Consider the following 14,682-nt stretch of genomic DNA (forward strand, 5'->3'; position numbering starts at 1 on the left):
ATTTCGGCGATTGAGCAGAGCCTGCCCACGGTTTCAGGGCGTCTGGCAATGAGTCTGATGGATCGTCGCGGGCTCCCCTGGTCGCCGGAATCATGGTGCGTATTCTGGATTAATTCAGCGACAAAAGACGTATCCATCTGTATCCGTCGCGCCGATGCTATAGGGGGTCGAAACACGACCCCCCGTCGATCGCAGCATCGGCACGGCGCGCCCGATCGGACCGAAAGCCAGTGGCGGCGCGCTTTTGGCGGCGTCGACGGCGAGCCCCATGGGCGCGGGCCAGACCATTGCTTTCAACCAGCCTTCTGCACGCGTGTTTCAGATCGGAACATTTTGCAAGCTGCGCAACGGCGCGCGACTCGTGCGCTGCGCATGGACCGCCGCGCAGGGCCGCTAACTGCGGGGCCGCCCGCATGCGAGGCGGCGGCACTTCACGGCCAATTGCGCCGTGCGGCCCGCCCAGCCTGCTATACTCCGTCCCTCATTGGGGAGTAGCCGCCCCGCGGCATGTCCGCACCATTGAGCCTGGTGCGTCGCACGTGCGATTCGCGGGGGCGCCTGTCAACAGACTTGGTCGTCACGGCCATGGCAGCCGCAGCCTCCGGCCTGGCGAGACCGATGATCCACGCGCCGCAACAGGGCCCGGCGTATCGTGGGTCGTCGCTCGTTCGTGGCAGGCCCGGATAAACCCACTCAATCGTGAATCAAGCTTTTCTCATTTCGACCGGAGCGGTCGCGCTCGCCGAAATCGGCGACAAGACGCAACTCCTCTCGCTCGTCCTCGCCGCCCGCTATCGCAAGCCTGTGCCGATCATCCTCGGCGTACTGACCGCCACGCTCGTCAATCATGCCTGCGCGGGCGCACTCGGCGCGTGGCTCGGCTCGCTGCTCACGCCGACCATCATGCGCTGGGCGCTGGCGGCGTCGTTCATCGCGATGGGTTTGTGGATTCTCGTGCCGGACAAGCTCGACGACGAGGAAGCCAACACCAGCCGCACGCATTTCGGCGTGTTCGGCGCGACCGTGGTGACGTTCTTCCTTGCGGAAATGGGCGACAAGACGCAGATCGCGACGGTGGCGCTCGCCGCGCGCTTTCACGATTTCTTCGGCGTGGTGGCGGGCACCACGCTCGGCATGATGATCGCGAACGTGCCGGCGATCCTGCTCGGCGACCGCTTCGCCCACCGGCTGCCGACCAAACTCGTGCACGGCATCGCCGCGGTGATGTTCGTGGTGCTGGGGACGATGGCGTTGTTTGGGATTGGGGTTTAAGCGACGTCCCGGTTGCGTGCTGCCCGTCGCCGCGTTTCGCGCAAGTCAAAAAGTGAAAACGGCCCGGCAGGTCATTCCTGCCGGGCCGGTTTTTACCAAGCTGTAACGCTTGACGCGCGCACCGTTCGGCGCATCGCCCTACTCCGCGACTTTCGCCCCCGACGCCGCAGCCGGAGCCGCGGCCGGCACAGCCCCGGCCGCGGCCATCTCGTTGGCCGCGCTGCCATTCTTGTCGAGCGGAAGCTTCACCGTGTGCACGACGCCGTTGCCGAGCGGGAAATCGGCCAGCGCGCTGCGCGCCAGATACGGCATCGCCCGGACCAGCGACGACTCTTCGCCCGAGTTGCGCGCCGTCACGTTATAGACCTCCTTGCCCGTCGCGCGCTCGGTGATCCGCACGCCCAGCAGATGCGTGAAAATCGGATAGGTCTGGTTCACATACGCGCTCTGATACGGCCCCCAAGGCCCCCACGGTCCCCATGGATCGAACGGCCGGCCCCAGTAAGGCCCGGGCCACGGGTTGTAGTACACCGGTTGCGCGACGGTCACCATGTCGGAGCGAATCCCATACGAGAGCCCGACCAGATAGTGCGCCTGCGCGCTGTCGACCTCGCGGAACGCATGCACCGCGAGTTCGACAGCGACGATGCGCTCGTACGTGGAGAGTTCGAGATTGTTCTGCTGACCCGGCGGCCGCGTGAACGCAAAGGTGCGGGCGGCGTCGTTGCTGGTCCAGTCGGAGAACGCCGTGACCTGCGTGGTCACGTAGGTGGTGCAGCCGGACAGGAGCACCGTCAGCGCCGCCAGCAACAGCGCGGCGCGACGGGTCCATGGGTGGATGTTCATGGTCTGCCTCGTGATGCCTCAGGGTTGCCCGTTATCGTCAGTCATGACCGGGTTCGTCTGCCGCGCGGCCTGTTGTCGCCTGTTGCTGCGCGGGCGCCCGATAATACGCTGACCTGGCGCGCCGGTAAAAAGTTCGCTCCGCACGATTGCCCGAGGCTTTGTACAATGGCTCGTCAAGCCCGGCTCGCGTGCCCTTGCGCGCCTGACCGCTCGAGTACCATCACCACAGAACGCCATGGCCGATACCGCAACGCCCAATGTGATCCGCCGCGCCGATTACGCGCCGCCCGCCTTCCTGATCGACACCGTCGCGCTGGAGTTCGATCTGGTCCCCGAACGCACGGTCGTCAGGAATACGATGCGTGTGCGCCGCAACCCGGACGCGTCGCGCGCCGCGCATCTGGAACTGATGGGCGAACAGCTGGAGTTCGTCGGTGCGGAGATCGACGGCCAGCCGTTCGCCAACGCGCATGCGCATGAACACGGCCTGCTGCTCGACAACGTGCCGGACAACTTCGAGCTGACGCTCACGAGCCTTTGCAATCCGGCCGCGAACACCACGCTGTCGGGCCTCTACGTATCGGGCGGCAACTTCTTTACGCAGTGCGAGGCCGAGGGCTTTCGCGGCATCACCTACTTCCTCGACCGCCCGGACGTGATGGCGACCTACACGGTCACGTTGCGCGCGAGCAAGGCCGACTATCCGGTGCTGCTGTCGAACGGCAATCTGCTCGAAGAAGGCGATTTGCCGGACGGCCGCCATTTCGCGCGCTGGGAAGATCCGTTCAGGAAGCCGAGCTATCTGTTCGCGCTGGTCGCGGGCAAGCTGGTGGCGCTCGAAGAGCGCGTGAAGACCGGCTCGGGCAAGGAAAAGCTGCTGCAGGTGTGGGTCGAACCGCACGATCTCGACAAGACCCGTCACGCGATGGACTCGCTGATCCATTCGATCCGCTGGGACGAACAACGCTTTGGGCTCGAACTCGATCTGGACCGTTTCATGATCGTCGCGGTGAGCGACTTCAACATGGGCGCGATGGAGAACAAGGGGCTGAACATTTTCAACACGAAGTACGTGCTGGCGAACCCGGAAACGGCGACCGACACCGACTTCGCGAACATCGAGGCGGTGGTCGGCCACGAGTACTTCCATAACTGGACCGGCAACCGCGTGACCTGCCGCGACTGGTTCCAGTTGAGCCTGAAGGAAGGCCTGACGGTGTTCCGCGACCAGGAGTTCTCCGCGGACATGGCGGCCGGCCAGACCAGCAGCAGCGACGAAGCCGCGCGCGCGACCAAGCGCATCGAGGACGTGCGCGTGCTGCGTCAGATGCAGTTCGCCGAAGACGCGGGTCCGATGGCGCATCCAGTACGTCCGGAGAGCTACGTCGAGATCAACAACTTCTACACGATGACGGTCTACGAAAAAGGCTCGGAAGTCGTGCGGATGTATCAGACGCTGTTCGGCCGCGACGGATTCCGCAAGGGCATGGACCTGTACTTCAAGCGCCATGACGGCCAGGCCGTGACCTGCGACGATTTCCGTTACGCGCTCGCCGACGCGAACGGCCGCGATCTCGCGCAGTTCGAGCGCTGGTACAGCCAGGCCGGTACCCCAAGGGTATCCGTGCGCACCCGTTACGACGCCGCGCAGCAGCGCTACAGCGTGACGCTCAGGCAAGGTTACGGCGACGCCGTGCCGGCCGCGCGCGACACACAGAAGGGAGCGCTGCTGATTCCGTTCGCGATCGGCCTGATCGGCAACGACGGCAAGGATCTGCCGCTTCAGCTGGAAGGCGAAGCCAGAGCTTCGGCCTCCACCACGCGCGTGCTCGAATTCACGCAGACCGAACAGACCTTCACGTTCGTGAACGTCGCACAGGAGCCGCTGCCGTCGCTGCTGCGCAATTTCTCCGCGCCGGTGATCGTCGAGTACGACTACTCGGCGGACCAGCTGGCATTCCTGCTCGCGCATGACAGCGATCCCTTCAACCGCTGGGAAGCCGGCCAGCGGCTCGCCACGCGCGAACTGATGACGCTGGCCGAAGGTGCCGCCACAAACGTTCCGCTGCAACTCGACGACTCGGTGGTCGCCGCCTTCGCGCGCGTGCTCGCCGACGAAACGCTGTCGCCGTCGTTCCGCGAACTCGCGCTGATGCTGCCGTCCGAAGCGTACCTGGCCGAGCAGATGGCCGAATCGAATCCGGCGGCCGTGCATGCCGCCCGGCAGTTCGTGCGCAAACGCCTAGCCACGGCGCTGAAGGACGAGTGGCTCAAGGTGTACGAGCGGCATCGCACACCCGGTGAGTACGAAACGACACCCGAGGCAGCCGGCCATCGCGCGCTGAAGAATCTCGCGCTGTCTTATCTTGCAGAACTTGACGATCCGGCTGAAGCCGTGCGTCTCGCGTCCGCGCAATATGACGCCGCAAACAACATGACCGACCGCGCGGCGGCGCTCTCCGCACTGCTCAACGCGGCGGCGGCCAAGGGCAGCGGCGACGCGCAACAGGCGCTGGACGACTTCTACCAGCGCTTCGAAAAGGAGCCGCTCGTGATCGACAAGTGGTTTGCATTGCAAGCCGCTCAGCGTGGCAGCGCGCAGCGTCCGGTGATCGACATCGTGCGCAAGCTGATGACGCATCCAGCCTTCAACCTGAAGAACCCAAACCGCGCGCGCGCGCTGATCTTCAGCTTCTGCGCGGCGAATCCTGCACAGTTCCATGCCGAAGACGGCTCGGGCTACGCGTTCTGGGCCGATCAGGTGATCGCGCTCGACGCGCTCAATCCGCAAGTGGCCGCCCGCCTTGCCCGCTCGCTCGAATTGTGGCGCCGCTTCACGCCGGCACTGCGCGAGCGCATGCGCGCGGCATTGGAGAAGGTGGCTTCGCAGGTGAAGTCGCGCGACGTGCGTGAAATCGTGGAGAAGGCGTTGGCGTGATGCCTGCCTGATAGCCGCGTGATTGCGGCACCCGTCTCGAAAAGCCGGCAGCGTTGCCGGCTTTTTTTTCGTCCTGAATCCGGTTCATGGGCCGCGATTGGCGCGCCCCACGTTAGCCATCTGGACGACTGTTCATGCCGGCTCGCCGGGGTGAAAGCAAACGCATTCAGTTAACGGTTTACGTTTAACGCAACGCGTTATATCATCCCGGATTACGACATTCGGCGACAAGGCTACGGCGAGAATCTTTCAGGGCGAGTTCGTGCATTCACTGCCGCTTCACATGCAGGCGCTCGCACGCCGCAAGCTGCTGATGATCGACGCCGCCAACTCCATCGTCAATCTGCACGCGCCGCCGGGCAACCGGCTCGAAGCCCTGCAAGGGCAGCGCAGCGGGCAGTGGAGCATCCGGGTCAATGCGCAATGGCGCATCTGTTTTCACTTCGTCGGCGAGGAGTCGCTGAATGTCAAGATTGTCGAGATTGTCGACTATCACTGACTATTGGGAGACCGGCATGGTCATCAAACGCTCAGAGCTGAACAGTATCGATTTCTCCGACATCGATACCGGCCACAGCATCCCGGAAATCCATCCGGGCGAGATTCTGCGCAGCGAGTTCCTGGAACCGCTCGGCATGTCCGTCAATGCGCTCGCGCTTGCGCTGCGCGTACCGGCGCCCCGCATCAACGACGTGGTGCGCGCGAAGCGCGCCATCTCGGCCGATACCGCGCTGCGGCTCGAGCGCTACTTTGGCGCGAGCGCGCAGTTCTGGCTCAATCTGCAAATCGCCTACGACCTGCGCGTCGCCAACGCGGCCGCCGGCGAGCAGATCGAACGCGAAATCGAGCCCATGCCCAAGCCGGATCGCCCGAAGCTGCCCAAGGTGTCGGCCGAGCACGCCCGCGCGGCAGCACTTGCGGCCAGCGTGAGCGGCCATTTCACCGCCGCCAGGGCACGCCGCAAAGCCTGAATCACGCTGCGCACAGCGGCGCCGCCACAGCACCGCGCGCCCTGCGCGCGCAAAAGCACGGAGCGGACACATCCAGCGGTTAAAATCGGGATATTCCACTAGCCTTCCCGGAGTACAGCAATGTCTTTGCAACGTCGTACCACCCTCACGAAATACCTGATCGAGCAGCAGCGCGAGACCAACAACCTCCCGGCCGACCTGCGCCTTTTGATCGAAGTCGTCGCGCGTGCGTGCAAGGCGATCAGCTACCACGTCAGCAAGGGCGCGCTAGGCGACGCGCTCGGCACGGCCGGCAGCGAGAATGTGCAGGGCGAAGTGCAGAAGAAGCTCGACATCCTGTCGAACGAAATCCTGCTCGAAGCGAATGAATGGGGCGGCAACCTCGCCGGCATGGCATCCGAGGAAATGGAACAGTTCTTCCCGATCCCGGCCAACTATCCGAAGGGCGAATACCTGCTGGTGTTCGATCCGCTCGACGGCTCGTCGAACATCGACGTCAACGTGTCGATCGGCACGATCTTCTCGGTGCTGCGCTGCCCGGACGGCCAGCAACCCACCGAACAGTCGTTCCTGCAGCCGGGCACGCAGCAGGTCGCCGCGGGTTATGCGGTGTATGGCCCGCAAACCGTGCTCGTGCTGACCACCGGAAACGGCGTGAACTGCTTCACGCTCGACCGCGAACTCGGGTCGTGGGTGCTCACGCAAAGCGAAATGCGCATTCCGGTCGAAACGCGCGAGTATGCGATCAACGCGTCGAACGAGCGCCATTGGTATGCGCCGGTCGAGAAGTACATCGGCGAATTGAAGGCTGGCAAGGAAGGGCCGCGCCAGAGCGACTTCAACATGCGCTGGATCGCATCGATGGTTGCGGACGTGCACCGCATCCTGAATCGCGGCGGCGTCTTCATGTATCCGGCCGACAAGCGCACGCCGGACAAGCCGGGCAAGCTGCGCCTGATGTACGAGGCGAACCCGATGGCATTCATCGTCGAGCAGGCTGGCGGCGCTGCGACCAACGGCGAAAAGCGCATCCTGGATATCCAGCCGAAGAGTCTGCACGAGCGTGTGGCCGTGTTCCTCGGCTCGAAGAATGAAGTCGATCGAGTCACCCGCTACCATCTCGAAGCAAAAAAATGAGTTAGGGGGCTTGCCAAGCTGCTAAACAAGTCCCTATAATCTTGTTTCTCCTGATGCCGGAATAGCTCAGACGGTAGAGCAGCGCATTCGTAATGCGAAGGTCGGGGGTTCGATTCCTCTTTCCGGCACCAACAAGATTCAAGCACTTAGCCCAGTCATTGCGACTGGGCTTTTTGCTTTTCGAATTCCGTGTAGGCACATTCGATCAGCACGGCCCTGCCTGTGCGCTCCGTTTTCCGTAAGTAGCAGTGCCAACCGGGTCGGCGCGCCGACCACGCCTCTCGCGGGGGATTCGCCTGAGAGGTTGCGACATTTACGCTACCAGGCATTGCACCTTTGGTCGCACATGAATGCGCCTGCCTCGGCCGCTGATGTCAAAAACCAGGACTGCCGAAAATCTTATCGCTTTGCTTCCCAGAACAAGATTTGTCTAGACTGCCTCAAATCTGAGAATCCGAACGCCCCTGCTTTTCCACTCAACGAACCGTCCGAATTCTCGGCGCCACCTCTACCTGCTGAAAGGCGAAATTTTGGGGGAAGCGTCACCCCGACGCGAGCCTTAGACGTTGTTTCCGGCATAGTATTCGACTGGTCAGAGTTTGACTCGCTTGGAGCAAGCACCATGAAGCATTCCTTACTTCTGCGGCGCATTGGTTTGCTTGCAATGGCGGGCGGATGCCTGCAGTCGGGATAACTCTGGCGCAGGAACGCGAGGCTCCGGTCGTCGGCAAGGATCGCGAGCAGTACTGATGACGCCTCTGGCGAAAGCCCGCGGGGACGGCGTCCAGACGGACCCTGGACACGGATTATGCGGCGTACTCGGGTATCGCAGGACCCCAGCCTACAGGTAACACTCACCAGCGACAGACGCCTTGAGCAAGTGTGTGATCGTGACGCGCTCAAACAACCCCGCAAGCAAAAACGGATCGGCGGGAGATGCCCCGCTCCGCTTCCTCACGCGTGCGCGATGATGAACAGTCGCGTTCGATGTCCAGCGGATATCGCGCGTTTGCGTCTCACGGTCACTCAGACAACCCGCGTTCCCGCTATATACCCGAGCCGGGCGCTGATTACCTGGGCCTCCTGTCGAACTGCTGTCGCGATCAACCCATCGATAGACGAGTCGAATCCTCCCGTCGCGCCAAGCGCCGTGAGCGTCGCACACAGGCGGCCGTTGAAATCGAAGAGCGGTGCGGCCACTGCACTGATTCCTTTCAGGTTGGTGTCCTTGACCGTTGCACACTGGACGGCCCGAACATCACGCCTTAACCGCCCAATGGGATCATCGGGGTCAAGTTGCGCAAGCAGCTCCGCGGGCGAATGCCGCAACTCTTCTTCTGCCAGAGCCCGAACGCGGGTTTCGTCGAGCAGTCCCAGGAAAAGACGCCCGGTCGCTGACCACAACAGCGACATGACCGACCCGGCGCGCACGTTCACCGTCACGGGCAGCCCTGGCTCCTCGAAGCGTACGATCGTTGGCCCCCGATTGCCCATCACCGCAATGAAGCAGGTGACTTCAAGGCTTTCTCGCAGACGCACCAATGACGGCTCGGCAAACCGGATCGGGTCGGAGAGCCGCATGGCGGCGAGGCCGATGGCAAGACACTCCGTTCCCAGCACGTATTGCTGCGTGCCCGGTTCCTGCGCCACCAGTGATTCTTCCATCAGGCTCACCAGATAGCGGTGAACCTTCGCCGGACTTTCGCCGATATGCGACGCCAGCGCGGTAAGCGACGCGCGTCCGCCAATCGCCGCGAGCCCCTTGAGTACGACCATGGCGGTCGACGCCGACTGCACGCGCTGACGGCGCTCGCGCTCCGGTGCGGCGAAGCCCTCCCCGTTTGATTCCAGTACTTGAGCTTTTTTCATGCGTCCATTCTAGCGGGCCGCCGGCGACGTCCGTCAGCGCTCGCGCGTTTACCCTGATGAGTAAATTACGCATAGCGTACTATAGTTACGCAAATTGATGTGCAGCAAGGAGACTTGAATGAGCGATGTCATCAACCCGGGTCGCGCTTCGGCGTGCCCCTTCCACACCAGCGCGGACGACGGCATGCCGGTGACCCCCACGGGTTGTCCGGTCAGCCGCCGCGCCGCGGAATTCGATCCGTTCGAAGACGGCTACCAGCAGGACCCGCCGGAATACGTGCGCTGGGCGCGCGAACAGGAGCCGGTTTTCTACAGTCCGAAACTCGGCTACTGGGTTGTGACGCGCTACGAGGACATCAAGGCGATCTTTCGGGACAACCTGACGTTCAGCCCGTCGATCGCCCTCGAGAAAATCACGCCGACCGGACCCGACGCGAACGAAGTGCTGGCGTCCTACGGCTACGCAATGAACCGCACGCTCGTGAACGAAGATGAGCCGGCACATATGCCGCGGCGGCGTGCTCTGATGGACCCGTTCACGCCTGAGGCGCTCAAGCATCACGAACCGATGGTGCGCCGTCTCGCGCGCGAATATGTCGACCGGTTCATCGACGACGGCAAGGCCGACCTGGTCGATCAGATGCTGTGGGAGGTTCCGCTCACGGTCGCGCTGCATTTCCTGGGCGTACCGGAAGAAGACATGGACACGTTGCGCAAGTACTCGATCGCGCACACGGTCAATACGTGGGGACGGCCGAAGCCTGAAGAACAGGTTGAAGTCGCGCACGCGGTCGGCAAGTTCTGGCAGTTTGCGGGCAAGGTGCTGGACAAGATGCGTCAGGATCCAGATGGTCCAGGCTGGATGCAATACGGCATTCGCAAACAGAAAGAACTGCCCGAGGTCGTCACCGATTCGTATCTGCATTCGATGATGATGGCGGGCATCGTCGCCGCGCACGAAACCACCGCGAACGCGACCGCCAACGCGATGAAGCTGCTGCTTCTGCATCCCCAGGCGTGGCGTGATATCTGCGACGACCCGGGCCTGATACCGAACGCAGTCGAGGAGTGCCTGCGGCACAACGGTTCGGTCGCCGCGTGGCGGCGTCTGGCGACGCGAGACGTCACGGTCGGCGGCATCGACATTCCGGCGGGATCGAAGCTGCTGATCGTGACCTCGTCCGCGAATCACGACGAACAGCAGTTCGCCGACGCCGACCTGTTCGACATCCGCCGCGAGAACGCGAGCGACCAACTGACGTTCGGTTATGGTTCGCACCAGTGCATGGGCAAGAATCTCGCACGCATGGAGATGCAGATTTTCCTGGAAGAGTTCACGCGTCGCCTGCCGCACATGCGCCTCGCTAACCAGCGCTTCACGTACGTGCCCAACACGTCGTTTCGCGGCCCTGAGCATGTGTTCGTCGAATGGGACCCCGCGCTCAATCCTGAGCGCGCTGATCCATCGGCGCTGCAACCTCGGGCGGCTGTCCATATCGGCGAACCGTCTGCGCATGCGATCAGCCGCCCACTGGTCGTCACGTCGGCGACGTACGCGGGCGGCGACATCGTTCGCGTCAAGCTCGCGTCGCCTGACGGCCGGTCGCTTCCGCGATGGACGCCGGGCTCGCATATCGATGTCGAATGCGGCATGACGGGCATCTCTCGCCAGTACTCGCTGTGCGGCGACCCGGACGAGGCAGGGACGTTCGAGATTGCGGTGCTAAGGGAACATCAAACCCGCGGTGGCTCCGAGTGGATCCACAACAACGTCAAGGCTGGCAGCCTGCTGCGAATACGAGGCCCGCGCAATCACTTCCGGCTCGATGAAACAGCGCAGAAGATCATCCTGATCGCGGGTGGCATCGGTATCACGCCGATCAGCGCAATGGCTCGACGTGCGGCAGTGCTGGGTATCGACTATGAAGTTCATTTCAGTGGGCGCACGCGTGCGTCGATGGCATTGCTGGGCGAACTCACCGCGCTTCACGGCGGCCGTATGCGGGTGTACGTCTCGGATGAAGGCACGCGCAACGACTTCAGCGCCCTGCAGATCGACGAAGAAACCCAGGTGTATGCATGCGGTCCGGCGCGCATGCTCGAAGCGCTGCAACGCGCATCCACGCATTGGCCCGAGGACGTGCTGAAAGTCGAGCATTTCGCATCGACTATCGGCACGCTCGATCCGGATAAGGAACAGGCCTTCGAAGTCGAGCTGAAGGATTCGGGACTCGTCGTGACGGTGCCCGCCGATCAAACACTGCTTGCCGCACTGCGCAAGGCGAACGTCGACGTCCCGAGCGATTGCGAGGAGGGTCTGTGCGGTTCGTGCGAGGTGCGCGTGCTGGCCGGTGAAATCGATCATCGCGATGTCGTGCTGACCAAAGGCGAGCGGCAATCGAATACAAGGATGATGACCTGCTGCTCGCGCGCGAGAGGCACGAAGCTCGTGCTGGAGCTGTGACGCTTTACACCTTTTAAACGGCAGGCCGCCACCCAGCACGGACTGCAGACGAGAGCGGCTGGCTCTTCAGGAGACGGGTAATGAGTACGAAGGTGGATGTCAACGCACTGGTCGATGATGGCCGGTTCGGCCTGTATCAGTTGATGGTCGTCGTGCTTTGCGCGGTGTGCCTTGTCATGGACGGATTCGACGTGCAGGCGATGGGCTACGTCGCCCCCGTCGTGATCCGCGAATGGGGCATTGCGAAAGAGGCGCTGGCGCCCGTCTTCGGCGCGGGGCTGTTCGGCATGCTGGTCGGCTCGCTTGCGTTCAGCACCCTTGCCGACCGGGTCGGCCGCCGCCCCGTATTGATCGCGGCGACGTTCTTTTTCTCGATATGCATGTTTGCGACCGGCTTTTCGCACTCGATCAACGAACTGGTCGTCTGGCGCTTTGCGGCCGGACTCGGTCTCGGCTGCATCATGCCGAATGCAATGGCGCTGGCCGGTGAATACAGTCCGCGGCGGATCCGGGTCACGCTGATGATGATCGTTTCGTGCGGCTTTACCATCGGTGGCGTGGTCGGCGGATTGATCACCGCGGCGTTGATTCCGAATTTCGGCTGGCGATCGGTGTTTTTCGTCGGCGGCGCGATTCCATTCGCACTCGGCGTGCTGATGTGGACGGCGCTGCCCGAGTCTCTCCAGTTCCTGATTTTCCGCACAGGCGATGCTGCCCGTATCCGTCGCGGTCTTGCGAAAATCGCGCCCGCTGCCGATGTGCCCGCCGATGCGGTGTTCGAGGTCAGCGAACAGAAACCGAAGGGCGTGCCGTTCGTCGAACTCTTCAAGGACGGCAGGACACGTGTCACCCTTTTGTTATGGGTCGTCAACTTTTCGAACCTGCTCGCGATGTACTTCCTGTCGAACTGGTTGCCCACTGTGATTCGCGAAGCCGGCTATTCGACGTCGATCGCGGTCTACGCGGGAACTGCCCTGTGGGGCGGCGGCGTGATCGGCACGCTTGCGCTTGGACGCATCATCGATCGCGTGGGCTTTACCCGCGTGCTGGCGACGACTTTTCTGCTGGCGATCTTCTCGACCGCTGCCATCGGCAATCCGCTTGTGGTCGTCTCCATCGGCGCGCTATTCGTCGCGATCTTTCTCACCGGCTTTTCGGTTATCGGCGGACAGCCTGCGCTCAATGCGCTCGCCGCGACCTACTACCCGACGGCGTTGCGGTCGACGGGCATTGGCTGGAGTCTTGGCGTCGGCCGGATCGGCTCGGTGGTGGGTCCGGTGCTGGGTGGCGCATTGATGCATCTGCAGTGGTCTCCGGCATCGCTGTTCGGTGCCGCAGCTGTGCCGGCGGCCATCTCGATGCTCGGCGTGCTTTGCATTCATCTGTCGATGCGTGGTGGCGCGCATGCGCATGGGGTCACGCGCGCTTTCCAGTAAGGACCACGATTTCACTTGATAGGTATTGTCCAGATTGTGCTAACTGAGAAGTTCAGTTGCGAGCTTGCCTGAGCCTATGACGAGAGGCTGCATTTGATTGATTTGACGATCGCCGTGAAAAAGGCGGGCACGCCGAAACTCACCTGACGCGAAACGACCGGTTCTCCAAGGCACGCATGGCCTTGTGCCTCAACCCAACGAGCCCTCAGGCCTTGCAGGACGACTCAGTGTGCCATCAGCATTCGACGCCATCCTGATCGTCTGAGTATCGACGGGCAACGCCGCGAGTTGTTCGCGCATGGCGCCTGTCACGCTGTCGAACGCGACACGCTGACTGGTCGTAAGCGGCGGAGCGCCGGCTCGGCTTGTCAACGTGAGCGGATCGACCGGTCGATTATTCAGACGCACCTCGAAATGCAGATGGGCTCCCGTGGCTGTGCCGGTGCTGCCTACCGCGCCAAGCGGTTGTCCTTCAGTCACCGGCGCTCCGACGCGCAAATCGCGGGCAAAGGCCGACAGGTGCGCGTAGTGCGTCGTATAGCCTTGCGGATGACTCAGCACGACGGTTTTGCCGTATCCGTGTCTGGTGCCAACGAACTGTGCAGTGCCTGACGCGGCCGCGACAACAGGCGTCCCCTTCGGCGCAGCAAAGTCCACGCCTGTGTGCATCAGAGGCCTGGCCTTGACCGGATGGATTCGGTAACCGAATGGCGAGCTGATCCGAACGTAGTCGAGGGGCATTGAAAATGGCTCAGCGGCAAGCCGCTGTCCGTCGAATGAAAAGTAGTCTCCGTCGGTGTGTCCCGGCGCGATAAACCACACGGCCTGGTGGACCTCACCGCCTGACCGAAGTTCGACGGCCGTTACACGCTTGCGCTGCGTGGTTGCGTCGTCGCGCTGGTAGAGAACATGATAAGTGTCGCCCTCCTGCGCGGGCGCAGCGAGGTCGAGCCGCGCGGCAAAAATACGTGCGATCTGCTCTCGTATATCGACCGGCACGCTGGCACGCACCAAGGTGTCGCGCAACGTGCCTTCGATCCGCCCTGCGTATGAACCACTGTCGGCCTCCGACCTAACAAGCGGCGCAGCGTCAGTTAGCTGGCTATTCCTTGATTTGCTGACGAACCCGTTAAACCTGCTGGCAAAGCTGGCCCAGCCTGCGCAAACCTGTCCGACCCATTCAATGCGTTGCGCAGCCGGCACAGTCACCTGCAGGGTCGGTTGGGTTGCACTGGATGTGTTCACGCGACTGGCTATTACCGATACCGTATGCCAAGCCGACGCGCCCAGCATCGCAACAACACCGCACAGCAATACGGCACGCGCTGGAGATTTAAATCGGGAATGCACTGAATGAGCGACTTTTGGGGCAATCGCCTGAGCGCTGGCGCAGGCACGACGTAGATAGGGCAACAGCATCATTTCAAAACCTCACAGACGGAATAAAGGGCTGCGGGCTTGAATGACATTGCTTGAAACGCACGGCATCGGACAGAAACCAGACGGACCGGAAACCCAATAGACAGAGGGTTACTCTTTCGCGCTACACAACCCAGTAAGAGGAGCTTTTAGTGTACGGACCACGGCTAGCCACGGTTATCGGGAAAATCTGATTTTGAGATAAACTGTAATGGACTAGACTAAATCTGACAGTGGTCGGTTTCTCGTGCTGATGCGCGTTGGCGCGGAGGGCGTAGCCCGAAGCGGTAACGCGCGCGGCGAACCGCAAGGAGTCCACCATGACTCAGG

At 62.5% G+C, this 14,682-nt stretch carries 11 protein-coding genes, 1 tRNA gene and 1 riboswitch; of the genes, 9 read left to right on the plus strand and 3 right to left on the minus strand.

Annotated features, from left to right (window positions below; translation table 11 throughout):
• Window positions 1-268 precede the first annotated feature (268 nt).
• Both FVF58_RS54270 and FVF58_RS31515 read left to right on the plus strand, forming a co-directional pair.
• A complete protein-coding gene (locus tag FVF58_RS54270; protein ID WP_281291306.1) occupies window positions 269-397 on the plus strand; it encodes a hypothetical protein in 129 nt (42 codons plus the stop codon).
• Between the two features lie 77 nt (window positions 398-474).
• Window positions 475-680, plus strand: a riboswitch (yybP-ykoY riboswitch).
• 19 nt (window positions 681-699) lie between these two features.
• A complete protein-coding gene (locus FVF58_RS31515) occupies window positions 700-1,272 on the plus strand; it encodes a TMEM165/GDT1 family protein (protein WP_149673681.1) in 573 nt (190 codons plus the stop codon).
• Window positions 1,273-1,410: 138 nt separating this feature from the next.
• Here the strand turns inward: FVF58_RS31515 and FVF58_RS31520 are convergent, their stop codons facing one another.
• Entirely contained in the window at window positions 1,411-2,118 is a 708-nt protein-coding gene (locus tag FVF58_RS31520) for a DUF4136 domain-containing protein (RefSeq protein WP_149673682.1), read from the minus strand.
• 235 nt (window positions 2,119-2,353) lie between these two features.
• On the opposite strand from FVF58_RS31520, the gene pepN reads away from it, so the two are divergent.
• The 5 genes from pepN to FVF58_RS31545 all read left to right on the plus strand — a co-directional run bounded on the left by pepN (window position 2,354) and on the right by FVF58_RS31545 (window position 7,295).
• Window positions 2,354-5,056 (plus strand): aminopeptidase N, encoded by a 2,703-nt coding sequence (gene pepN / locus FVF58_RS31525; RefSeq protein ID WP_149673683.1) that lies wholly within the window; start codon window positions 2,354-2,356, stop codon window positions 5,054-5,056.
• A gap of 262 nt (window positions 5,057-5,318) precedes the next feature.
• Window positions 5,319-5,555, plus strand: coding sequence for a type II toxin-antitoxin system RelE/ParE family toxin (locus FVF58_RS31530; protein WP_425468986.1), 237 nt, complete (start codon window positions 5,319-5,321; stop codon window positions 5,553-5,555).
• 16 nt (window positions 5,556-5,571) lie between these two features.
• Complete coding sequence (locus FVF58_RS31535; RefSeq protein ID WP_149673685.1) at window positions 5,572-6,027, plus strand: HigA family addiction module antitoxin; 456 nt, start codon at window positions 5,572-5,574, stop codon at window positions 6,025-6,027.
• Window positions 6,028-6,147: 120 nt separating this feature from the next.
• Entirely contained in the window at window positions 6,148-7,164 is a 1,017-nt protein-coding gene (locus tag FVF58_RS31540) for a class 1 fructose-bisphosphatase (protein WP_149673686.1), read from the plus strand.
• 55 nt (window positions 7,165-7,219) lie between these two features.
• A tRNA-Thr gene (locus FVF58_RS31545) sits at window positions 7,220-7,295 on the plus strand.
• A gap of 895 nt (window positions 7,296-8,190) precedes the next feature.
• On the opposite strand, the gene FVF58_RS31550 is transcribed toward FVF58_RS31545, so the two are convergent.
• The gene (locus FVF58_RS31550) at window positions 8,191-9,033 is read right to left on the minus strand and encodes an IclR family transcriptional regulator (RefSeq protein WP_149673687.1); all 843 of its coding nucleotides are present in this window, start codon (window positions 9,031-9,033) and stop codon (window positions 8,191-8,193) included.
• Between the two features lie 118 nt (window positions 9,034-9,151).
• Between FVF58_RS31550 and FVF58_RS31555 the strand changes: the two genes are divergently transcribed.
• Together FVF58_RS31555 and FVF58_RS31560 are read left to right on the plus strand one after the other, a co-directional pair.
• Window positions 9,152-11,497, plus strand: a complete 2,346-nt coding sequence (locus tag FVF58_RS31555) for a cytochrome P450/oxidoreductase (protein WP_149673688.1) — start codon at window positions 9,152-9,154, stop codon at window positions 11,495-11,497.
• An 80-nt stretch (window positions 11,498-11,577) separates the two neighbouring features.
• Window positions 11,578-12,933 carry an MFS transporter gene (locus FVF58_RS31560; protein ID WP_149673689.1) on the plus strand — a complete coding sequence of 452 codons (1,356 nt, stop codon included), beginning with the start codon at window positions 11,578-11,580 and terminating at the stop codon, window positions 12,931-12,933.
• 189 nt (window positions 12,934-13,122) lie between these two features.
• Here FVF58_RS31560 and FVF58_RS31565 read toward each other — a convergent pair whose 3' ends face one another.
• Window positions 13,123-14,355, minus strand: coding sequence for a M23 family metallopeptidase (locus tag FVF58_RS31565; RefSeq protein WP_149673690.1), 1,233 nt, complete (start codon window positions 14,353-14,355; stop codon window positions 13,123-13,125).
• Window positions 14,356-14,682: the final 327 nt, after the last annotated feature.

Source organism: Paraburkholderia panacisoli (genome assembly GCF_008369935.1).
Taxonomy (GTDB): Bacteria; Pseudomonadota; Gammaproteobacteria; order Burkholderiales; family Burkholderiaceae; genus Paraburkholderia; species Paraburkholderia panacisoli.